Source organism: Ohtaekwangia sp. (genome assembly GCF_036786105.1).
In the GTDB taxonomy this organism is placed as follows: Bacteria; Bacteroidota; Bacteroidia; order Cytophagales; family Cyclobacteriaceae; genus Ohtaekwangia.
Genome location: NZ_DAIQRQ010000002.1, coordinates 69,594 through 92,914, shown reverse-complemented (window position 1 = coordinate 92,914; position 23,321 = coordinate 69,594). Strand labels below are relative to the sequence as shown.

Below are 23,321 nucleotides of genomic sequence, written 5' to 3'. Positions count from 1 at the left end.
CTCAGAATAATCGCGCACCGTTAGGCACCTTTTTATCAATACTACTCAAAACAACATGATTATGTTCATCCGGGAAACCTGTTACTAATACTTCGGAAACAAAATTTGCGATTTGCTTGGGCGGAAAATTTACAACACAGATTACTTGTCTGCCAATTAGTGCTTCGATTGAATAGTGATCGGTAATTTGCGCACTTGATCTTTTTATACCTACCTCACCTAAATCTATCCATAATTTGATAGCAGGCTTTCTTGCTTCTGCAAACGATTCCACTTTTATAATGGTACCGGCCCGTAAATCAACTTTTATAAAATCATCCCAGCTTAACATCTCTAAAAATTTTTAAAACCGTCAAATTCCTTACATTTAATTCATGATCCAATCGAACTTATGCCCAAATAAATGGCATTACGAGTTTAATTTTGTACTTTGTCGAAACAAAAAATAAAATTCTGGCGTTAACAAGAGGCACCTGGGCCACCACAGAATGAAGCACAAACTTCATCATATTCTTTTAACACTCAGCCTGAGTACAATTACACCCGCAGGGTTTATGGTACTGCATGCCCAAGATGCTACCTTCGATGGTGGTACCGTTTCATCTGAAAAGGAACGTATTAATTACTCGCCCGGTGGTGAGGGGGAACCTCTCAGTGGAGGTTCATCCGTGTCATCTTCCAGTGTTAATACAAATACAAGGGTCTCCACAGCAGCGAGAGACTCAGCCAGCATGCGAAATCCCACGCGCATCCCAGTAACAGCAGATCCCGGCAAGAACATGTCTAAACCGGCTCACGAAGACGATGTTCTTTCATTTAATTTTCTTTACTATATCATTCGCAAGTACAAGTTACAGGATATAGTTGATTGAGGTTACTGTTCCTAAAACAGCCGCACCTTTTGCCCATTTTAAACATTTTTTTGTTTTCTCCAAGAACGTAATGGTTCTCATTTCCCGTCTATGTATGGGCAAAGGAAGAAAGAGATGGTATCAGAGATTTAGAACGTGATTCCTGAGAGTTACCTATTTACCAGTACTTCATAGACCTACACGTACACACGATAAAACAAAGAAGCCAGTGAACATTCACTGGCTTCTTTTATTTTGGGTCTAAAATCTTCTTAATAATTAGATCCGGCTCTGATCATCGCACAGCGGAAACCAACTGTAGCGGTAGCAGAATCTTTATCCAGATATCTTCTTGTACCAGGTGACATCCAGTATGCTACATCCTTCCATGAACCACCTTTGTACACGCGGGCGTTATCATTAATGAGGGAAGTAAATGTTTCTGGGTTTTTCTCTGAATCGCTATTATACCCCGATGAAGGATCAAGGAAACCATCTCTTCTGATTGGGTTAAGATCATCAAAATCCTGGTAAGTAGTAGGACGGTAAGTGTCCTGAACCCACTCGCTTACGTTACCTGCCATGTTATAGAGACCGTAATCATTCGGAGGGAATTCATATATATAAGAGGTGATCAACGCACCATCGTTCAAACGACCTGCTATACCAGCATAGTCACCACGACCGCGTTTAAAGTTAGCAAGCATAAAGCCCATTTGTTTTCCGTATGGGTTACGAACCGCGTGACCATCCCAAGGATAAATGCGCTGGTGCGTTTGCATTTCTTCCAGCCACTGAGTACCGATCAATGCCTGTGCAGCATATTCCCACTCAGCTTCTGTAGGCAAACGGTAAGCAGGTACTACAATACCAGATTCCAACGGAATACGGCCATCGCTTTCTGCATATTCTTCACCAGCATTTTCAGCCAGTTTAATGTTCACGGCGCGTGTTCTCCATACAGCATATTTATTAGCCTGATTCCAGGTGATACCCACTACAGGAAAATAACGAAAACCAGGGTAACGCAGATAGTGATCAACATAAGGATCATTGAAAGCAAGCTTGCCTACCCAAACCATTGTATCCGGAAGAGCGGCCTGATAAGCTTCCTGTGAAGAATCTTTTGCGAGGTAATGCAAGTATTCCAGCCAGTGGATGTTGGCAATTTCAGTTTCATCCATATAGAATGAAGCTACTGAAACTGTTCTCTCGATGTTATCGCGATACGACATAACATCTTCTTCGAAAGAACCCATAACCGCACGTCCACCTTCGATGAACACCATATTTGGTGCATCGGGTTGACCTTCGTATGGATTAACCATAAATCCGCCCTGATCTTCGTCATTATAAGCTAAGCCTGTAGCTGAACTCATCTGACCCGGGTTTGAAGCTGTGGGCTTTCCGCCTTTGCCTCCAAAAAGTGAGCAGGCAGACAGGGCAACTGATCCACCAACTACATACAAGAGAACCCTGAAAGAATACTTCATTTTCATTCTAGATTTTAAACCAAATGCTAATTAAGGGGATAATCCCATGTTTTCCAAGCAGTCGCAAGTTATTAGTGAATCTTTAATGAAAGGAAAACCGGTACTATAAAACGTAACCAATTGGGATTCATTGTTTCGGGAATCATCTATCCATTTTTGGGAAGCAGAACATGCCGGAAGTTCCGTTTAGTTGACATTTTCGAAGGTTAAAGCGGGTGGCATGCCTTTTCGATTAACGGGTTTAAAAAACATTCCTTATGTTCACCCTTGAAGACTTCCGCGTTATGACCTTCGAAAAGAAATGTGATATCATCACATTTCACGGTAATTACCTGATGCAACGCGTACTGGCCGACTGCAAAGTTTTTTTGTATTACACTGACGGCTTCTACATTGAAGTGTTTTATTCTCCTAAGTATCAAAAGGTATTAATGATCAATGCTTTTGATAACACGGTTGGACTGAAGCCTTATCTTGACAAAATTTCTTTGGATGATTTGACTTCGTGACCAGCCATTCGACTTAACAGCTCAATGGCTGCGTCTACAGTCTTAACGTTATCAATTATCAGCATGGCCTTACCACCACTGTCTTTCATTTTACATTGCTTGGAATTTTTCTGGACAAAAGATAGTACCTGTCCAAATATGTCTGAGCTGAAATATGCATCCTTGGTACTGATAAAGTAAGCGCGGAGTTTTTCACTCTTGAGGCTTAATTTTTCGAACCCGAGCTTCTCTCCAAGCCAGCGCAGTCTTACGGTATTGATCAATTCCTCCACGGTAGGAGGTATAGCACCAAAACGGTCGCGCATTTCATCTACAAACTTATTAAGCTGTGTTTCATCCGGTATATTATCGAGCCTGGAGTATAGCTGCAGGCGCTCCGTTGTACTGGCAATGTATGTTTCGGGAATCAATATTTCCAGATCGGTTTCAATTACGCAATCCTGAACAATTAGCTTTGCTTTTTCTGCCAGATCAGAAGCAAACAATTCCTTGAAATCCGTTTCCTTCAATTCCTGCACGGCATCATCCAGAATTTTGTGATAAGTATCAAAACCAAGATCGCTGATAAATCCTGTCTGTTCAGCGCCTAATAAATTGCCGGCTCCGCGTATATCAAGGTCACGCATGGCTACCTTAAAGCCATCGCCCAATTCAGAAAATTCTTCCAATGCTGATAATTTTTTTCTGGAGTCAGCAGATAGCATCGATGCGGGCGGTGTGAGTAAATAGCAGAATGCTTTTTTATTCGATCGACCAACACGTCCGCGCATCTGGTGAAGATCAGACAAACCAAACATGTGCGCCTGGTTGATGATGATGGTATTGGCGTTGGGTATATCAAGTCCCGACTCAATGATGTTGGTAGAAACCAACACATCGTATTCTCCCTCAATAAATTTTACCATTACCTTCTCAAGCTTGTCGCCTTCCATTTGTCCGTGACCAATACCAATACGAGCATCGGGCACAAGCTTGTAAATAACGTTGGCAACAGACTCTATATCACTCACGCGATTATATACAAAGAAAACCTGCCCGCCCCTGCGCAGTTCTTTGCTTATAGCATCACGGATAATTTCTTCATTAAAGGTATGCAACTCCGTAGTTACCGGTTGGCGATTAGGTGGTGGTGTTGCTATAATACTCAAGTCGCGAGCGCCCATTAAAGAAAAATGTAATGTACGTGGTATCGGTGTAGCTGTGAGGGTGAGTACATCTACATTTACCTTCAACTCTTTGAGTCTGTCTTTCACCTTCACGCCAAACTTCTGCTCCTCGTCTATTATGAGCAGACCAAGATCCTTGAATTGAACATCCTTACTTACCACACGGTGTGTTCCGATGAGTATATCTACTTTTCCTTCTTTCGTTTCGGCTATGATTTTTTTTATTTCAGCATCTGTTTTGAAACGGGAAACATATTCCACCCGCACTGGAAAATTTGAGAGTCGATCGCGAAACGTTTTGTAATGCTGCATTGCTAATATGGTAGTTGGCACTAATACCGCTACCTGTTTGCCTTCGCTTGCTGCTTTGAATGCTGCACGCACAGCAACTTCTGTTTTTCCAAAGCCAACATCACCACACACCAGTCTATCCATCGGGTGAGGCTGCTGCATATCTTTCTTTACATCTTCGGTGGCACGCGCCTGATCTGGAGTATCTTCATACATAAACGATGACTCCAGCTCTGCCTGTAAAAATCCATCCGGGGCGTATGCAAATCCAGGTGCAGTCTTGCGTTTTGCGTATAACTCAATAAGCTCTTTTGCAATGTCTTTTACGCGCTTCTTTACTTTTGACTTCTTAGTTTCCCACTCCTGCGTACCCAGCTTGCTCATCACAGGCGGAGTGCCTTCCTTACCCGAGTATTTGGATATTTTATGAAGCGAGTGAATGCTGACATACAACAAATCGTCATCTCGATATACGAGACGTATAGCTTCCTGCTCGTGACCGTTAATATCGCGTTTCTCAAGACCTGCAAATTTTGCTATGCCATAATCAATGTGTGTTACAAAGTCTCCCGGCTGAAGCGTTTGCAGCTCTCGCATGGTGAGTGCTTTCGATTTGGTAAATTTCTCTTTCGCTTTATAGCGATGGAAACGTTCAAAAATCTGATGATCGGTATAGCAAACAATCTTCAGATTCTGATCAACATAGCCTTGTCTCAGCGCAAATTCAAGAGGCTGAAATTTCAACGCCATATTTATCTCTTCAAAAATACCTTTCAGCCGCTCTAGTTGCCGGGGCATATCAGCAGCAATAAAATTACTCAGACCATGCTCCTGGTGTTCGTACAGATTGGCTGTCAGTAACTCGAAGTCCTTATTGAACGATGGCTGTGCTGACGATGTATACTCAATCGTATCGGTGTTGGGAAGTATAAATCTGTTTCCAAATTCAATACGTGTAAAGGAAGCACTCCGCGTTGTAAATTCTTTTCCGGTATCGAATAATTTATCAGGTGACGAAACAACCTGTACTCCGCTTGCTTTTATAATCTTATCGAATGATGCTTCGGCACGATCGTAGCTTTTCTGAACGATGTCTTCCGTTAGTTGAGCGTCCTTTAACCATAACTTCGTTTCAGCTGATATAAATTCAAGCAACGACTGCCGCTCTTCCTGTATCAGCTTAGTCTGCACATTCGGTATGATATTTACCTTCTCAAGAGAATTTACAGAGAGCTGAGAACCCGGTTCAAACGTACGAATGCTGTCTACTTCATTGCCAAATAACTCGATGCGATAGGGAAGCTCGTAAGCAAAGGAATAAATATCAATGATACCACCGCGAATGGCAAATTGGCCAGCTTCGTAAACAAAATCGGTTCTTTCGAAATCGTAATTATGAAGAAACTCTTCGAGAAAATTAACATCGAGTTGTTCCTTTAGCTTTATAGTAAATGTATTGGAGGCAAGTGATCGCTTATTGATCACCTTCTCGCTTAACGCTTCGGGATAGGTAACAATAATCTCCGCTGCAGATTTACTTGCCAGGCGATTGAGTACCTCGGCACGCATTAAAATATTGGCATTCTCTGTTTCATCGTACTCATACGGTCTTTTGTACGACATGGGAAAAAGTAAAACTTCCCGCTCCAGCAGATTTTGAAGATCGTTCTGAAAGTATGCGGCTTCTTCGCGATCCTGAAGTATAACCAAATAATCTCTCGGGTGTATTTTAAAGGTGGCTGCCAGCACGACAGCATCGAGGCTACCAGACAATCCTTTTACACGAATAGTTTGAGGTGCAGACGCTTTGATCCCATCGGCTATGGTCTTTACCAAACTATCCGCTTTATAGATACTTAGAAAATCGTTCGCCTTCACGTACCGTTTCTGTTTATGATTGCATTAGTCCGCTAAAAATATCTGCCAGCAAACTGTCCGCCTTGTATTCGACAGAATGTGATCAAGTGCAACGATATCTACGGATTAACAAAAAGAAGGGTGCAAAGATAACAGCCCGGCAAATCCCTCACCAACTGTTATAAATTATATTTTTTGTTGAGTTTACTATTTGACCGGCGACTGCTACCTTGTTGCTTCACAGCGTCCATAAACGTCAGGAAGATGAATTTTGTTCAACAGCTTTTACTGTACATCAGCATCACATCATTCGTCTTTCTGTTGATTGGTTTGTATAAGCCCTGGACTATGTTATGGTGGGAAGATGTGCAGAACAGAAGAAAGATATTGAGGCTTTATGGCAGCATCTCGATTATCACCTATGGTTTGCATTGGCTTATGATTGCCTTCATTTGACTTACAAAAAAGATGAGATCTATAACATTAACTTTAACGGCACTTGCTCTTATGGTAGTGTCGTGCAACACGCAAAAGAAAGAGAAACAAGCCGACAAGCCCTATATTCCACCTATGCCTGCAACGGTACCCGATCAGTTGCCCGATATGGCAATAACTTTACTGGATGGAAAACAATTCTCGATGAGAAGTTTCACCGGTAAAAATATACTCATCATGTTTCAGCCAGACTGCGATCATTGCCAACGAGAAGCCAAACAGTTCAGTGAAAAGATAGATGCTTTTGCTGCGTACCAACTATATTTTGTTTCCACGGCAACTGCAGATGAGCTTCGGAAATTTTCGGAAGAGTATGAATTGAACAACAGGCCTAATGTGCATTTTGGAAATACTACCTCTAATCAGATCATCGAGAACTTTGGGCCTATCGATGCACCGTCAGTATATATCTATCACGACCGTAAACTGATAAAGAATTTTAACGGAGAAACCGATCTGTCAAAGATTCTGCAAAATATTTAACCCATGGCAGCGGTTTTTCTCACGGCTGAATGGCGCAAACTGGCCATGGCGAATTATGTTGTAGATCCATCTGCACTGCAGCCATACCTTCCCAATAAGACGGAACTTGATCTTTGGAATGACACCTGTTATGTAAGCCTTGTCGGCTTCATGTTTTTAAACACGAAGCTTTGTGGCTTGCGCATACCTTTTCATCATACATTCGAAGAGGTAAATCTTCGCTTCTATGTGAAGTATAAAGATATAACGGGTTGGAAACGAGGTGTGGTTTTTATCAAAGAGATTGTGCCTAAACCTGCACTCACATTCGTAGCCAATACCATGTATGGCGAGCACTACCAAACCCTGCCGATGTCGCACATGATAGAAGCAAAAGACGATAGACTGACCGTTGCCTATCGCTGGGAACTACAGCGCTGGCATTCACTGGAAGTGACGGCAGCCAAAAATACAGTAGCGATACGAGAAGGCAGTGAAGAAGAATTTATCACGGAGCATTACTGGGGTTATACACAGCTTGCGCCCCATAGAACATCCGAATATGCTGTGGAACATCCCCGGTGGATGGTATTTCCTGTAAGCAGTTATCGTATTGATGTTGATTTCGGGAAAATCTACGGAGGTGGCTTTTCAAATCTTTCAACGCAAAAACCGGGTTCCGTATTTCTGGCAGAAGGTTCTGAGATCGTAGTAAGGAGGGGTACAAAAATATAGGTATATCAGGCGGTAAGCGAAAACCATACTACTGTTGCCAGTAAAGAAATCAGCCAGATAATAAGAAGCGTACGCAATCTTTTGAGCCTGCGGTGTGCGGTTTCTTTGTCGTGGTTCGACTGCATGGTATAGGTTGTGTAGGTGTTTGCCATTACGACCGTTACGGGAGCGGGTATAGTCAAGTTTACCTTTTGATGGGTGATTTTTAAAAAAAGTTTTTATAGCTACAGGAAATCCCGCATCAGACTTATAATTACCTACATTAATTAATTCAACCTAACGAACGTATAGCTGATAACTTTTCCATTTCCTTCTATAGAGGCTTCATTTATATCGTGGTTATCCTTTCGCACAAGTTTATACCGAATGATTTTCGGGAAGTCATGTTTCATATTTTCAGCAACGAACATCGTTTTGTCATATTGTGTTATCCTGAATGCAACCGGGCCTTGATTGCCGATAACATCGGGCACATAATAGAAAGCACCTTGTTCAAGTTTTAATGTTATTTCTTCAGTAACTACCGTATCAGCCGTGTTCTTTATGCGGTATGATATGCCGTGAATAGTTTGATTGTCGTGATCAAGTGACCAGTGTTCGAAAACCTGTTTGTCTTTTAATTGCCATGTGCCGAGCAACCACCCAAATTCTTTTTGCTGGCTCCATGTGTTGAAGTTCATACAACACGCAAAAAACAGAATCAGGATTTTTATGAAGGAAAAGTTCATAGACAGTATAGCATTTAAGTAAAGTTAAGTAATCATTTACCGGTCTTCGCAGTTTAGCTCACCTTGATGTTGCATTTTTAACCGTTCGCCAATCTTCTATTCGTTATGATTGTAAATACCTGAACCAAAATCCGAAAGTTTTCGTACTTATGATACAAAATTAAAAATCTGACAGAAGGCGGAGATAGAACGAGGGGAATAAACTGACAAAATTTCTTTTGAAGGCGTTCTGCCTGGTTTTTGTTCAGAAACAAACGCTTAATAAAATTGTGATTATGAAAAGATTTGCATCACTTTTTCTGGCGGCAGTGCTTGGTAGTGCCAGCACGATGGTCGCATTCAAAGTTTTGGACAAAGATGAACAGGGTGTCAAGTTAGACTATATTAATGGCACACCGACATCGAGAGTAGCGTACAGCGTTAATGAAAACGGACAAACTGTACCGCTTGATTTTACTCAAACAGCCGAGCGTGTAACGCCAGCGGTGGTATATATCCGCTCTACCCAGGATGGAATGTCGCGAAGAGATGAATCTACAGATAACTCCGATCCTTTCCGTGAATTCTTCGGACCCCGTATGATGCCTCAAGGACCAACCCAGAGTTCCGGCTCGGGCGTAATTGTTAATGAGAATGGTTATATCGTTACCAACAACCACGTTGTGCAAGATGCTGATGTGGTAGAAGTAACGTTGTACGATAACCGTACTTATAAAGCAGAAGTTGTGGGTACAGATCCGGATACTGATATAGCGCTTATTAAAATAAATGAGAAAACTCTTCCCCATCTTTCATTTGTAGACTCAGACAAATCGAAGGTTGGTGAGTGGGTATTGGCTATCGGAAATCCTTTCAATTTAAATTCTACTGTAACCGCTGGTATTATAAGTGCGAAAGGAAGAAGCATTAACATCCTTCAGCGTAACTCGGAAGGAGGCAATACTGCGATCGAATCATTTATACAGACCGATGCAGCTATTAACCCTGGCAACAGCGGTGGTGCATTGGTAAACCTCAATGGTGGTTTGCTGGGTATCAATACTGCAATTGCGAGTCCTACAGGTTCTTACTCTGGCTATGGTTTTGCAGTACCTTCAAACATTGTGAGTAAGATTGTTGAAGATCTCATTCAATTTGGTACCGTACAACGCGGTTGGTTAGGTATATCCATCGGCAGTGTAAACAGCCAGATTGTAAAAGAGAAAGATTTACAGGTTAATACAGGCGCGTATGTATCCGGATTTCCTGAACATAGCTCGGCAAAAGAAGCTGGTTTGCAGGAAGGCGATGTGGTAGTGAAGATAGATGAAACACCGATCAACACCAGTGCTGCGTTGATTGAATATATAGGTCGTCATCGTCCGGGTGATAAAGTAAATGTTACTGTCAATCGTAAAGGAAAAGAGCTCACGCTACCGGTTGTGTTAAAAAACCGTGACGGAAAAACCGGAACTGTGAAGCCTGAAGAACGTGATGGCTTTGCTTCTCTGGGATTAGAAGTTGAAGATGTTAGTGGAAATGTTCTGAAAAAATTAGATATTAACAACGGTGTTCGGGTAAAGGAACTCGGGAACGGGAAATTGGCCAAGTACACAGACATTCGTGAAGGCTTCATTATCACAAAGGTCAACGAGACGCCGGTGAAATCCGTTAAAGAGTTCAATGAGTTATTGAAGAAAAAGAAAACTGGTGAATTGGTTATTCTCTCCGGCACGTATGAAGATGTTCCCAGAGAATTCAATTATGCCTTTAGAATGTAAAATAACAGTTAGAATTTATGAGGAGACTTTTTAAGAAAGGCGAACGTGTTCGCAGCAAGATTGATGGGAAAGTGATGGAAGTTCTCAAGTACATTAAAAACAATTTCGTAGAAGTGAAATGGTTTGACCTTGAGAAGAAGGAAGTCCGAACCAACAAGATTAAGGAAGATCAACTCTCCAAAGCAGCATAAATAGTTTAAACGTTATCCGTTAACCGTAATAGTTCATTAAAAATTATTACGGTTAGCGGATAACACTTAACGTTTAGGCAACTTCCTCTAACTTTGCACAGTTAGTGTAAAAGAGAACTGCTTATCAAAAAGTTTGACATTCCCGCTTACTACCGGTCGTCCATTACCGGTAAAATAAAAGAAGCGCGCAGAGTAAAAGATCTGCGTAAACAAGACTTCTCTCCAACCCTGCTGAATTTCGGCCCGGTTCAGTTTTATATCGCCCGTCATTTCGGGTTTTGCTATGGTGTTGAAAATGCCATCGAGATCAGCTACCGTGCTTTAGAAGAAAATCCCAACAAGCGCGTATTTCTGCTTAGCCAGATGATTCATAACCAGGAAGTAAACAACGACCTGCAAAGCCGCGGAATCCAGTTTATTATGGACACCGATGGCAAACAATTTATACCCTGGGATGCCCTGCAAAAGGACGATGTAGTAATTATCCCCGCATTTGGAACCACTGTTGAAATCGAACATTTGCTCCTGGATAAAGGTATAGAAGTACAGAAGTATAACACCACCTGTCCTTTTGTAGAGAAGGTATGGAATCGCTCTGAGAAACTCGGCAGTGAAGACTACACCATCATTATACATGGTAAGCCCAGACATGAAGAAACGCGTGCTACTTTTTCGCATAGCGCACAGAAAGGGCGTTCGGTGATTGTGCGCGATATGAATGACGCCATAAAACTGGGAGAGTATATTCTGGGCCGAAAATCCCCTGAAGCATTCTTCAAGGAATTTGCTTCAAAGTACTCAATCGGATTTGATCCACAGCTTCACTTGCAGCGTATTGGTGTTGTTAATCAAACAACCATGCTGGCAACGGAGACACAAGCTATTGCCGATTACCTCCGTCAACTGATGGTTGATTTGTACGGCATGGAAAATCTGAAGGAACATTTTGCCGATACACGTGACACGCTGTGCTATGCAACGAATGATAATCAGGATGCCACGTATCAGCTGTTAGAGACGGACGCTGATCTGGCCTTAGTGGTGGGCGGATATAATAGCTCAAATACTTCACACATCGTAGAACTGTGCGAGCGCAAATTCCCGACTTACTTCATTAACTCTGAAAAAGAAATTGTATCAAAAGAAGAGATCAATCACTTTGACTATCATAACAGGAAGCATGTAAAGACACACTCCTTCCTGCCAGATAAAAATATAGTCAAGATTATATTAACCAGTGGAGCATCCTGTCCTGATACCTTGGTGGACAGAGTTATGCTTCGGATACTTGAGTTCTTTCAACCTGTTACGTCAGTGGACGAAGTTCTGACGAAGTTTATAGAAGCGCCACGGGCTTAATTTGTGGCTGCCAGGCGTGCTTTAATCAGCGTCAGCCGTGCTTTTCTTCTTACGGGAAGTAGAGTCTTCTACTTTCTTGCCGTTACGATGTTCGCCTAAAATAACCACATCTTTCGTGATCTCGTACTGTCTGGCAGCTTGCATCATTGCTTCGTAAGTGTCACGAATAAGAATGGTACCACCCGACTTTGCTCCCTTATTTCGTATTTCAAGCCAAAACCCGTCTTTTTTCTTCTTCGGTAATACTGGAGGTCTTCCCATGATAGTTGTAGTTTGTTAATTATAACTTAATAATGAACCTTTTGGTTCGATTTTTTTGATGAGTGGGCTATTCTGTTATATTTCAGGCTTCACCTAAAATACAATGATACGAGGTTTAATTGTTTTTATCTGTATAGTTCGCTCCCTTTCGGCTATAGCACAACAAGAAAATCGCTCAGCGGATACTACCCAGGTACTTGATGAAGTCACAATTGAAGCTTTTCAGTATGACCGCCCGCTGTCTGAAGTGCCTGCCTCTATTGGCCTTCTGCAAACGAAAGAACTCGAACGATTCAGCAATACATCCCTATTATCTGCTATAAATACCGTGCCGGGCGTACGTATGGAAGAACGGTCGCCAGGAAGCTACCGACTGGCTATACGCGGGAGCTCGCTGCGCTCACCTTTTGGTGTACGCAATGTAAAAGTTTACTGGAATGGATTGCCGTTTACGGATGCAGGCGGTAACACATACCTGAATCTCCTGGATCAAAATTCTTTTCAGCAGGCAGAAATCATTAAAGGCCCGGGCACAAGCCTGTATGGCGCGGGCACGGGTGGCGTGTTGCTTTTAAAAAATTCACCCGTTAAAAGCGGTATAGATGTATCGGCCATGGCTGGCAGTTATGGATTGATGCGCTATACTATGCAGGCAAAATCGCACAGCGACCAAAGCAATATACAAGTACTCTATGCACACCAGCAGTCTGATGGCTATCGTCAGCAAACAAAGATGGCACGCGATGTTGTGCAGACACAAGCCGATTTTCTGGTGAATGAAAAAGGAACCTTATCAGCCAATATACTCTACGCTGACTTGTACTATCAAACACCAGGCGCCTTGACAAAGCAACAATATCAGACTGATCCACGACAGGCACGCCCGACTGCAGGACCTAATCCGGGTGCTATTGAACAAAAGGCAGCTGTATACAACAAGACGTTCTATTCAGGTTTAAGTTATGATTATCAGTGGAACGATCGCTGGTCTAACACAACCGGTGTATACGGATCGTTCACGCAATTCGACAACCCTGCTATTCGTAATGTTGAGAAACGTGTGGAACAAGGCATGGGAGCAAGAACCAACACACAGTATATTTTCCCGAAAGGTAAACTGAATTTTGGTGCTGAATATCAACGCAGCTTCTCGCCTGTAAAAGTATACGATAATAACCAGGGCCAATCAGGCGCGATGCAAACCGATGATGAGATCTCCATCAATACCTATTTTGGTTTTGCCCAGGCTGAGTTTTACCTGCCTGCCAATTTCTTTCTTACTGCCGGTGCAAGTATTAACAAGCTAGATGTTAATGATATCAAATTATCAGACACTCCTCCGAGAAATGCCAGTAATAATTTCGACCTTGTTTTTTCTCCTCGCATAGCATTATTAAATAAAATCAGTCCATATATCTCTATTCATGCGAGCTACAGCCAGGGATATTCACCCCCTACTTCTCAGGAATTATTCCCTTCTACGGGGCAATTTAATCCTGATCTCAAACCAGAACAGGGAAAAAATTCCGAAATAGGCATTCGTGGTCTGTTGTTCAATACTACTTTTACTTATGATGTAGTTGTCTATAATTTTCAACTCAACGAGACCATTGTTACCAGGCGCCTGGACGATGGCGCTGAATATTTTGTAAATGCCGGCAAAACACAGCAGCGTGGTGCTGAAATCCAGCTCGGATGGTCACCTCATCTATCGCCACAATCATTCTTATCAAATCTGAAAGTATGGACGAGTTTTACGTATAATGACTATACATTTAAAAACTACGCGAAAGACACCACTAACTACAGCGGCAATAAACTTACCGGCATAGCACCTCATATTGTTGTAGCTGGCTTGGATCTTAATATACAAACGGGATTGTATACAAACATCACGTTTACTTATACCGATCGCATCCCTGTGAACGATGCCAATACAGATTACGCGAACGACTACTTTTTGCTTGGTGCCCGTGCCGGCTATAAAAAACAATGGCAGCGCCTTTCGCTGGATATATTCGGAGGTGTTGATAATGCATTGAATGCAAAATATAGTCTGGGCAATGACCTTAATGCTGCGCTTGGCAGATACTATAATGCCGCGCCAGGCATTAATTATTATGCAGGCCTTAAAACTGGTTTATCGTTGTAGTTACCTGATTATAATGGTATGAGCCTTGTTCCGGAAGATGTACGTGAAGGCGCACTGAAAGCATTGCAACACAATCTTTCCGGCACGGTTGCTTTCCAATCCTTTACATCCATAAGCGGTGGATGTATTAACCATGGTGGCAGGTTCACCACATCTTCCGGAGTCTATTTTCTGAAATGGAACAGCCGGAGTCGTTATCCCAACATGTTTGCTACCGAAGCACGTGGGTTGGCATTATTAGGTCAGGCGAAAAGTATATATATACCGGATGTCATTGCCACAGGAGAAACGGATGAGCATCAGTTTTTACTGCTCGAATTTATAGAAGCACCCGGCGCACCATCCAAATCCTACTGGAATGATTTCGGTCAGCAGTTAGCCAGGTTGCATCAAACTTCAGCAGCATCTTACGGTCTCGATCATGATAATTATATTGGTTCGATTCAGCAAATAAACTCTCCATCTCATTCCTGGATTGAATTCTTTATTCATCAGCGGCTGCAGGTTCAACTTCAATTCGCGGTACATGCCGGCCACGCTTCGTCTGCTTTGCAGCGAGACTTTGAAACGCTCTACACCAAATTGCCAGCACTGCTGCCCGAAGAAAAGCCTTCTTTAATACACGGTGATTTATGGAGTGGCAATATCCTGACACATGCTTCCGGAAGTCCTTGCCTTATTGATCCGGCGGTATATTTCGGCCATCGCGAAATCGATTTGGCCATGACCCAATTGTTCGGAGGCTTTGATGGTAATTTTCTGGATGCCTATGGGGAAGTATTTCCCCTGGTGCCGGGTTTTGATAAACGTGTTGATCTTTACAATCTATACCCATTGCTGGTGCATGTAAACCTTTTTGGCGTGGGCTATCTTTCATCTGTAAATTCTATACTGCAACGATTTATTTAGTTGCAGTGAATTTGTATTTTCGTTGTTCGGTTATTGCTCTACTTGTGAAGAACTACCCTCTTTATTGTGTCATCGCATTCTTTACCTTTATTTTCGATGCCGGTGCGCAACCTGCGTCATTCCGGTTCGATCACCTCACGATTAAAGATGGTCTATCACAATCGCAGCCCTATAGTATCTTTCAAGACAGCCACGGCTATATATGGATCGGAACACAAGATGGACTTAATCGTTTTGATGGCCATGAGTTTAAAGTCTTCAAGAACAATCCTTTTGATAGTACAACGCTTACGCACAACTGGGTATGGACTGTGCAGGAAGATGCAAAGGGTGATATATGGGTGGGTACATTTCAAGGTCTTTGCAGGTATATCCGCAGTGAAGACAGGTTTGTGCAATACTATCACAAAATGCACGATTCAACTTCCATCAGTGGCAATCGCCCGAATTATATAATTAAAGATAAAAAAGGGAGACTCTGGATTTCTTCATGGGGAAGCGGGCTGAATCTATACCATGCTGGCACCAATACATTTCAAAGCTTCAAAAATAATCCGGATGATCAACAATCCCTTAGCGACAATGCCGTGCGCACATTGTTCTGCGACAGCAAAGGTACAATTTGGGTGGGCACCTGGAACGGTGGCCTCAATCGTGTAGTAGAAGATGAAAAAGGTATACATTTTCAACGTTTCGACACGCAGGGTGAATATGGTTTTGGAGGGGCCGGGCGCATCACTTCTATTGCAGAAGATAAGGAAGGCAATTTATGGATCGGCAGTTATGCGTCAGGGCTCACTATATTTGAAAGATCCACTAACCGGTTTGTACACATTCTGAATTTTGGTGTAAATGATGTGAACAAAATTATATGTGATTCGCATGGCAACATGTGGATTGGCACCAACAGCGGTCTTCGCTTTTACGATCATGATGCCAAACGCTTTTATAACTATCAGCACGATCCGTCCAATCCCAATGGTATCAGTAGTAACTCTATTTATGCATTGTTTGAAGATCGCACCGGTATAATCTGGGTTTCGGGAAGCGGCGTTGATCTGTATGACCCGCACAAAAATCTCTTTAGAACTTTTCGTAACCGGCAGGGAGACCCCAACAGTCTATCGCAAAATATGGTCTGGTCGTTTTGTGAAGATGATGCCGGCAAAGTATGGATAGGCACTGAGAGCGGACCGATTAACATGTTCGATCCGGTTACACGATCATTTAAACAAATTACCATACGCGATGATCGTGGAAATATAGCCAGCAACATTTACAAGATGATTTTTAAAGATGGTGTGTTCTGGATTGCTTCTTTCAATGCCGGGCTGGTGCGATACGACAAATATACCGGCAACACGCGTTTCTTCCTCGGCTCACATAACTCTCCATTGGGCAAGATCACCATGGTAAATGAAGTAATGTTGGATGACGATAATTCTTTATGGATTGGTACACATGAAGATGGTTTGCTGCATTACAATCTGCAGACAGAAGAAGTAAAGCAGTATAAGATGAATCCGAAAGACCCTAACAGCATCGGATCAAACTTTATCAATTGCATCTATCGCGATTACAAGGAAAATATATGGATCGGTTTCTGGGGTGGCGGGTTAAGCATATATAACAAGCAATCGGGCACATTTACCAATTATCAATACGACCGCAAGGATGCAACGGGGTTAAGCGACCAGGTGGTAATCAGCATCAACCAGCAAAATGATAGTATATTCTGGATCTGCACGCACAGTGGTTTAAACAAGTTCAACACTACCACGGGAAAGTTCACACACTTCTTTGAAAAAGACGGGCTTGCCAATAATGTGGTCTATGAAATGTTGCAGGACAATACCGGCAGTTACTGGATCAGCACCAACGGAGGCATTAGCAAATTCAATCCTAAAACGTATACATTCAAGAACTATACGGAAACGGATGGACTTCAAAGCAACGAGTTTAACTCCAATGCTTTTTTGAAAAGCTCCACGGGTGAAATTTACTTCGGCGGTGTCAACGGATTTAATGTATTCGATCCTGCCGCCATCCGGGAAAATACTATACCGCCTTCGTTACTCATTCAGAATTATGCGGTGTTTGAGAAAATATATTTACCAAAGGGTGATATATCGCTAAGCTATGATGAGAATTATATCACATTCTCTTTTGCAGCGCTGGAATTTTCTGCACCGGGCAAAATAAAATATAGCTACAAACTTGATGGTTTTGACAACACGTGGACGGATGCTGGCAATACACGTGAAGCACATTATACCAACCTCGATCCGGGGCATTATACCTTTCGCGTAAAAGCCGCCAATCCGGATGGCTACTGGACAGAGCCCGGAGCATCCATCAAACTCTATATTCGTCCGCCTTTCTGGCAAACCTGGTGGTTTACATCACTTGTTATACTGTTATCGGCTGCGTTGATGTATGTAATCCACCGGTATAGACTTGAGCAGTCGCTGAAGGTAGAACGCCTTCGCAACAAAATTGCCAGCGATCTGCATGATGAGGTTGGATCGAGCTTAACACGTATATCTATATACTCTGATCTTGTTCAAAACGGTTCGGAAGAGAATGAGAGTAAAACATACCTGAAGGGCATCAGTGAGCTGAGTCGTGAGGTAGTTACAACCATGAGTGATATAGTTTGGTCTATCGACAACCGATACGATACCCTGGAAGCACTCACACTTCGCATGAAAGATTTTGCCTCTGAAGTATTGCAGGCAAAAAATATAGCATTCGAGTTTCAGGCGCAGGGTATTGATGACAAAAAGATACTTGACCCTGTTCTTAAACAGAATCTATACCTCATTTTCAAAGAAGCTGTCAACAACATTGTAAAACACGCGCAGGCCAGCCGTGTTCAAGTAGTGTTATCTGCTGCCAGAGGTGAGTTCGCCATGACTATAAAAGATGATGGCAAAGGTACTCCTGCCAATGGATCACCCAAAGGTAACGGCCTGCGAAATATGCGGCGCAGGGCCGAAGCTATAGAAGGGCAATTCTCACTTGAGAATCACCTTGGCACAACCATTACAGTAACAACCCGAAAGATATAGGCAGCTGCTAAATCAATAACTGCCCCGCGAGGCTACGAGTGCGCCGATCACGGTTACCCACAGGAATATAAAAAATACAAAGCCGATAGCATACCAGATGAGAATTGCTTTTGCCCAGTTGCTTTTGTTGGGATTCTCTGTAGAACCAAAGGCCCATACAAATAACATAATGATGCCTACTAATGGTATAAACGAAATTAAAAGTGTAAGCACCCAGTCTTTGGTCGACAATACAGCGGCGGTTTGTTGATTTTCCATGAGGTGAATAAGTTTTGGTTTAACGAAAGATACTTAATTTTGAAGAGACAGCTGATAGTATGCATCCAAAACTTCTGAGAAGATATACTAAACTGGAAACCGACCGTAAAATGCTACTGGCTGGCCTCATGCATACACCACACGATAAGCTGAATTATAGTCCTTCTGGTAGATGGTTGGTCAGCCAGATTCTCACTCACCTGGTAACATCCGAACGAATGTCGCTAATCTATATGAAGAAGAAATCGCAGGATATTGATCAGGTAGGCAATTCAAGTTTGATCGAATCATTTAAACTGCTGGCATTAAAGATGTCTCAACGTTTACCGCTGCGGTATAAAGCACCCCAGGTGCTGGTAGAGAACACGCCTGAGCCCATGCCCTTACCAGCCGTGATTAAGAAATGGAATACGATTCGAATGGATCTTTACACTTTTCCTGAGGCCATGCACGAAGAAAACATCCGGAAAAAAATCTATAAGCATCCTATTGCCGGACGACTTGATGTACTGCAGGCGGATGGTGTTCTTCCATGAACATATACATCACCATTGGCCACAGGTGAAAAACCTTTTAAAAAATTAAACTGCCACGTTCCTATTATTTGCCATACCTTACCCGCTGAACTTAAATCGCTTTATGATTAAACGCTTACTGATCTTTACCTTCGTTCTTTCTTCCTTCGCAGTTCTTGCACAACAAAAGCTGCTAAGCCCAAAGGAATTTTTGGGATATGAACTGGGCGATCATTTTACCAGGCATCATCGTGTAGTGGAGTACTTCAGGCATGTAGCCGATGCATTACCAAACGTTGAGTTTTACCAATACGGAGAAACCTATGAACGCCGTCCACTGGTATATGTGGTGATTACGGCTCCTGAAAACTTTCAAAACCTGGAACAGATTCGCACTGATAATTTGAAGCGTTCGGGTATGATGGACGGCACTCCTTCTGCTGATAAGAAAGCCATTGTATGGCTCAGCTATAATGTGCATGGCAATGAAGCCAACAGCACGGAAGCATCGATGCTTACGTTATATGAACTGAGCAATCCGCAGAACCAGAAGACACAAACCTGGCTGAAGAATACCGTGGTTATTATGGACCCTTGCCTGAATCCGGACGGTCGTGATCGCTATACTAATTTCTATAATCAATATGGCAATATGCCTCCCAATGGAGATGAAGACTCGCACGAGCATAACGAACCGTGGCCACACGGTCGCTCTAATCACTATATGTTCGATTTAAATCGCGACTGGGCATGGGCGACTCAAACCGAAACACAGGCGCGTCTAAAAATTTACAATCAGTGGATGCCCCACGTGCATGTCGACTTCCACGAACAGGGCCACAATCATCCTTACTTCTTCCCTCCTGCTGCGGAACCATTTCACAATATTATTTCAAACTGGCAACGCGAGTTTCAGGTAACCATTGGAAAGAATAACGCCAGGTATTTTGATGAACAAGGCTGGCTATATTTTACTAAAGAAGTATTCGATCTATACTATCCCAGCTATGGCGACACCTATCCTACCTATAGCGGAGCAATCGGCATGACGTATGAACAAGGCGGACAAACCGGCATTACGGTAACTACTACCGAAGGCGACCCCCTTACGTTGAAAGATCGCCTGACGCACCATCATACCACCGGGCTGTCTACTGTAGAGATTACTGCGCAGAATTATACCCGTGTAGTGGATGAATTTGAAAAGTACTTTCGCGATAATCTGAACAATCCCGCTGCAATCTATAAAACGTATGTAATTAAGGGCAGCAACAATGTTGACAAGATTGAACAGCTTACCAAGTGGATGGATAAGCATTCGATCAGGTATGGACATCCGTCTGCGGGTAAAGCAACACGCGGCTTTGATTATCAGACACAGACAGCAGGCAATGTTTCTGTTTCAACCGATGATATCATCATCAATATATACCAACCTAAATCACGCTTTATCACCGCAGTGTTTGAACCTCAATCGCACCTGAGCGATTCATTGACATACGACATTACTGCATGGAACCTGATGTATGCCAACAACCTGAAAGCTTTTGCACTGACGGAGCGCATCAACGTTGGCAAAGCCTATACTCCCAAGCCTGCAGAAAATACGGCAACAGCATCAAAACCGTATGCCTATATATTCAAGTATCAAAGTATACAGGATGTAGCATTTCTTTCTGCTTTGATACAGAAGGGAATAAAAGTCCGCTCGTCTGACAAAGCCTTTACTATTCACGGGCAGACGTTCGATCGCGGCACGTTGCTGATCACACGCCGAAATAACGAAAGCGTATCCGACTTCGACAATACTGTGCAGACGCTGGCCAAAAATATGGGTCGCGTGATCTATACAGCTACCACCGGCTTCGTAGAAAGTGGTAAAGATTTTGGATCGGGCTCTATCCATTTCATCAAAACTCCTAAGGTTGCGTTGCTGTTTGGCAAAGAAACATCATCGCTATCTGCCGGTGAAATCTGGTATTACTTCGAACAACAGCTTCATTACCCCATCACCACATTGGGAACTGATTATTTCAAGTATGTGCCTTTGAGTAAATATGATGTGCTTATTATACCGGAAGGTCGCTATAGCTCATTGGATGATAAATTTCTCGAAAAGATTTCCGGATGGGTATCGGCTGGAGGAAAGCTGATCGTGATAGCAGACGGTCTTAACGCATTTGCAGATAAAAAAGGATTTGCACTGAAGACATACGCATCCGACAACGAAAAAGACAATGCCGAGAAAAAACAAAAAGAAACCGGGCAACAAGAAGCACTAATCCGCTACGAAGATGCTGAACGCAAACAGATCTCCAATTTTATAGGAGGTGCGATCTATAAGGTTACGCTCGACAATTCTCATCCGCTGGCGTTTGGCTTATCGAATACATACTATTCGTTGAAAACAAACGAACTTCACTTTGCATACCTGGAAGGCGGCTGGAATGTAGGCGCACTGAAAGGCAAACCCAAACCTGTGCAGGGCTTTGCCGGTAAACATGCTAATGAAAAATTAGCCAACAGCATGGTGTTTGGTGTGGAAGAGAAAGGAAGCGGAACCATTATTTATCTGGTTGATAACCCGATGTTCCGCTGCTTCTGGGAAGATGGCAAAATGCTTTTATCGAATGCAGTCTTCCTTGTAGGGCAGTAAGTCTGTATTTTTGTTTCATGATGGATGAAACATTTGAACGCATCGCCGATGGTCTGGCCGAGCATGGATATGCTATAGCAGATTTATTTCTGAGCCAGGCCGAGGTCGATGCCATACGCAACAGCGCTGATTTTTTACAGGAAGCCGATCAGTTTAAAAAAGCAGGCATCGGTAAACAAAACGATCTGCAAATAAACGAAGCTATACGGGGTGACTATATTCGCTGGCTCGACAAGAATAACGCGTCTGCTCCGGCAAAAGTATATCTCGACCGGCTGCAGGAATTGATAGGGTATATCAATCGTACGCTCTTTCTTAGTTTGAAGGATTACGAAGTACACATGACGATTTATCCTGCCGGTACATTTTACAAGCGTCATCTCGATCAGTTTAAAAAGGATGATCACCGGAAGTTATCGGTTATCTGTTATCTGAATGATCACTGGCAGGACGAGCATGGCGGTCAGCTGCGTATGTATCTTGATAATGAAACGAAAGATATACTTCCTGTCAGCGGGCGGCTGGTTTGTTTTCGAAGTGATCAGATTGAACATGAAGTGCTGCCAGCCACACGCGAACGATTGAGCCTCACTGGCTGGATATTAGACCAGGTGGCCGACCTGCGGCATCTTTAGTAATAATACAGATCCAGATGATGAAGAATTTATAGCATTATGATAAAAAACATGTGAACCAATTACCTCAATGTTTGTTTACACAATCGGACTAAACCCTAAAAGGACTATGAAAAAAATATACCTGTCCATCACATTTATACTGTTTGCTGCAGCGCTGTTTGCCCAACAACAGGAGATAACAGTTTGTCACACATCGGCTACCGAAAAATTTGCTGTGTTTGCATCCAGCAAGGAATTTAAAGCATCGCATGCTACGCCCGGAAAATACGTTCACGTCAGTGAAGAAGGTGGCAAGATGATCAAGTTTAAATGTGCTGATGGTGTTGAAGCCAACGGATACTTGATCGAAGCCAAAACCAAAACAAACAACTGGATTTTAGTATTCCAGGAATGGTGGGGCCTGAACGACTATATCAAGAAACAGTCAGACAACTTATACAAAGACCTCGGTAATGTAAATATACTTGCCGTTGATATGTATGATGGAAAAGTTACCAATCAACGTGAAGATGCCGCCCGTTATATGCAGGAGTTCAAGCAAGAGCGTGGCAATGCCATTGTAAAAGGTGCATTAGAATATGCCGGTAAAAATGCACGTGTCGGCACTATTGGTTGGTGTTTTGGTGGCGGGCAGTCATTGCTCGCTGCGTTAACGGCAGGTAAACAAGCTGCTGCCTGCGTTATATACTATGGCATGCCGGTAGAAGATGTGGCCAGGCTCAAAGAACTGAACTGTGAAGTGCTGGGTATATTTGCCACACAGGATAAATGGATAAACCCGGAAACCGTTGCCAAGTTTGAGTCGAACATGAGTGCTGCCGGCAAAAAGCTTACATTGAAAAGCTATAATGCCGACCATGGTTTTGCCAATCCGAGCAACGCAATGGGATATAAAGAGGAAGCCACCAAAGATGCGTATGAGAATACGCTGGCATTCTTCAAATCGAAATTGAAGTAGCGTACC

The 23,321-nt window shown here is 42.9% G+C and carries 22 protein-coding genes; 15 read left to right on the top strand and 7 right to left on the bottom strand.

Going from position 1 to position 23,321, the window contains the following annotated elements; all coding sequences use genetic code 11:
- Position 1: 1 nt before the first annotated feature.
- Entirely contained in the window at positions 2–331 is a 330-nt protein-coding gene (locus tag V7Q33_RS01425) for a tRNA-binding protein (protein WP_333818668.1), read from the bottom strand.
- A gap of 157 nt (positions 332–488) precedes the next feature.
- On the opposite strand from V7Q33_RS01425, the gene V7Q33_RS01420 reads away from it, so the two are divergent.
- Complete coding sequence (locus V7Q33_RS01420; RefSeq protein WP_331983711.1) at positions 489–872, top strand: hypothetical protein; 384 nt, start codon at positions 489–491, stop codon at positions 870–872.
- 251 nt (positions 873–1,123) lie between these two features.
- On the opposite strand, the gene gldJ is transcribed toward V7Q33_RS01420, so the two are convergent.
- A complete protein-coding gene (gene gldJ, locus V7Q33_RS01415; RefSeq protein ID WP_442945881.1) occupies positions 1,124–2,350 on the bottom strand; it encodes a gliding motility lipoprotein GldJ in 1,227 nt (408 codons plus the stop codon).
- 251 nt (positions 2,351–2,601) lie between these two features.
- Here gldJ and V7Q33_RS01410 point away from each other — a divergent pair, with 251 nt between their 5' ends.
- Entirely contained in the window at positions 2,602–2,853 is a 252-nt protein-coding gene (locus V7Q33_RS01410) for a hypothetical protein (RefSeq protein ID WP_331983715.1), read from the top strand.
- On the opposite strand, the gene mfd is transcribed toward V7Q33_RS01410, so the two are convergent.
- Positions 2,814–6,188, bottom strand: a complete 3,375-nt coding sequence (gene mfd / locus V7Q33_RS01405; protein WP_333818667.1) for a transcription-repair coupling factor — start codon at positions 6,186–6,188, stop codon at positions 2,814–2,816. The two genes, V7Q33_RS01410 and mfd, sit on opposite strands and share 40 nt — an antisense overlap.
- Positions 6,189–6,431: 243 nt before the next feature.
- Here mfd and V7Q33_RS01400 point away from each other — a divergent pair, with 243 nt between their 5' ends.
- From V7Q33_RS01400 to V7Q33_RS01390, 3 genes are read left to right on the top strand one after another with little or no spacing between them, the layout of a single operon-like run.
- The gene (locus V7Q33_RS01400) at positions 6,432–6,623 is read left to right on the top strand and encodes a hypothetical protein (protein ID WP_331983719.1); all 192 of its coding nucleotides are present in this window, start codon (positions 6,432–6,434) and stop codon (positions 6,621–6,623) included.
- A 12-nt stretch (positions 6,624–6,635) separates the two neighbouring features.
- On the top strand, positions 6,636–7,145 hold the full coding sequence (locus V7Q33_RS01395) for a peroxiredoxin family protein (protein ID WP_331983721.1): 510 nt from the start codon (positions 6,636–6,638) through the stop codon (positions 7,143–7,145).
- Between the two features lie 3 nt (positions 7,146–7,148).
- Positions 7,149–7,859, top strand: coding sequence for a YqjF family protein (locus V7Q33_RS01390; protein WP_331983723.1), 711 nt, complete (start codon positions 7,149–7,151; stop codon positions 7,857–7,859).
- Positions 7,860–7,864: 5 nt separating this feature from the next.
- Here V7Q33_RS01390 and V7Q33_RS01385 read toward each other — a convergent pair whose 3' ends face one another.
- Complete coding sequence (locus V7Q33_RS01385; protein WP_331983725.1) at positions 7,865–8,011, bottom strand: hypothetical protein; 147 nt, start codon at positions 8,009–8,011, stop codon at positions 7,865–7,867.
- 114 nt (positions 8,012–8,125) lie between these two features.
- On the bottom strand, positions 8,126–8,587 hold the full coding sequence (locus tag V7Q33_RS01380; RefSeq protein ID WP_333818666.1) for a hypothetical protein: 462 nt from the start codon (positions 8,585–8,587) through the stop codon (positions 8,126–8,128).
- A 275-nt stretch (positions 8,588–8,862) separates the two neighbouring features.
- Here V7Q33_RS01380 and V7Q33_RS01375 point away from each other — a divergent pair, with 275 nt between their 5' ends.
- The 3 genes from V7Q33_RS01375 to V7Q33_RS01365 all read left to right on the top strand — a co-directional run bounded on the left by V7Q33_RS01375 (position 8,863) and on the right by V7Q33_RS01365 (position 11,897).
- Positions 8,863–10,347, top strand: a complete 1,485-nt coding sequence (locus V7Q33_RS01375; RefSeq protein ID WP_333818664.1) for a Do family serine endopeptidase — start codon at positions 8,863–8,865, stop codon at positions 10,345–10,347.
- A 17-nt stretch (positions 10,348–10,364) separates the two neighbouring features.
- A complete protein-coding gene (locus V7Q33_RS01370; protein WP_331983731.1) occupies positions 10,365–10,538 on the top strand; it encodes a hypothetical protein in 174 nt (57 codons plus the stop codon).
- A gap of 117 nt (positions 10,539–10,655) precedes the next feature.
- The gene (locus V7Q33_RS01365) at positions 10,656–11,897 is read left to right on the top strand and encodes a 4-hydroxy-3-methylbut-2-enyl diphosphate reductase (protein ID WP_333818733.1); all 1,242 of its coding nucleotides are present in this window, start codon (positions 10,656–10,658) and stop codon (positions 11,895–11,897) included.
- Positions 11,898–11,918: 21 nt separating this feature from the next.
- Here the strand turns inward: V7Q33_RS01365 and V7Q33_RS01360 are convergent, their stop codons facing one another.
- Positions 11,919–12,158, bottom strand: a complete 240-nt coding sequence (locus tag V7Q33_RS01360; protein ID WP_331983733.1) for a hypothetical protein — start codon at positions 12,156–12,158, stop codon at positions 11,919–11,921.
- Positions 12,159–12,261: 103 nt separating this feature from the next.
- On the opposite strand from V7Q33_RS01360, the gene V7Q33_RS01355 reads away from it, so the two are divergent.
- Genes V7Q33_RS01355 through V7Q33_RS01345 form a run of 3 tightly spaced genes read left to right on the top strand, consistent with a single transcriptional unit; the run spans position 12,262 to position 18,290 of the window.
- Positions 12,262–14,310 carry a TonB-dependent receptor gene (locus tag V7Q33_RS01355; protein ID WP_333818663.1) on the top strand — a complete coding sequence of 683 codons (2,049 nt, stop codon included), beginning with the start codon at positions 12,262–12,264 and terminating at the stop codon, positions 14,308–14,310.
- An 18-nt stretch (positions 14,311–14,328) separates the two neighbouring features.
- Positions 14,329–15,219, top strand: a complete 891-nt coding sequence (locus V7Q33_RS01350) for a fructosamine kinase family protein (protein WP_333818662.1) — start codon at positions 14,329–14,331, stop codon at positions 15,217–15,219.
- 44 nt (positions 15,220–15,263) lie between these two features.
- Positions 15,264–18,290, top strand: a complete 3,027-nt coding sequence (locus tag V7Q33_RS01345) for a two-component regulator propeller domain-containing protein (RefSeq protein WP_333818661.1) — start codon at positions 15,264–15,266, stop codon at positions 18,288–18,290.
- Between the two features lie 12 nt (positions 18,291–18,302).
- On the opposite strand, the gene V7Q33_RS01340 is transcribed toward V7Q33_RS01345, so the two are convergent.
- Complete coding sequence (locus V7Q33_RS01340) at positions 18,303–18,548, bottom strand: hypothetical protein (RefSeq protein WP_331983741.1); 246 nt, start codon at positions 18,546–18,548, stop codon at positions 18,303–18,305.
- Positions 18,549–18,607: 59 nt separating this feature from the next.
- Here V7Q33_RS01340 and V7Q33_RS01335 point away from each other — a divergent pair, with 59 nt between their 5' ends.
- From V7Q33_RS01335 to V7Q33_RS01320, 4 genes are all read left to right on the top strand, one after another.
- Entirely contained in the window at positions 18,608–19,084 is a 477-nt protein-coding gene (locus tag V7Q33_RS01335) for a hypothetical protein (RefSeq protein ID WP_333818660.1), read from the top strand.
- Positions 19,085–19,187: 103 nt separating this feature from the next.
- Positions 19,188–21,719, top strand: coding sequence for a M14 family metallopeptidase (locus V7Q33_RS01330; RefSeq protein WP_333818658.1), 2,532 nt, complete (start codon positions 19,188–19,190; stop codon positions 21,717–21,719).
- Positions 21,720–21,736: 17 nt separating this feature from the next.
- On the top strand, positions 21,737–22,354 hold the full coding sequence (locus V7Q33_RS01325) for a 2OG-Fe(II) oxygenase (RefSeq protein WP_333818656.1): 618 nt from the start codon (positions 21,737–21,739) through the stop codon (positions 22,352–22,354).
- 109 nt (positions 22,355–22,463) lie between these two features.
- Positions 22,464–23,315 (top strand): dienelactone hydrolase family protein, encoded by an 852-nt coding sequence (locus tag V7Q33_RS01320; RefSeq protein WP_333818655.1) that lies wholly within the window; start codon positions 22,464–22,466, stop codon positions 23,313–23,315.
- Positions 23,316–23,321 lie beyond the last annotated feature (6 nt).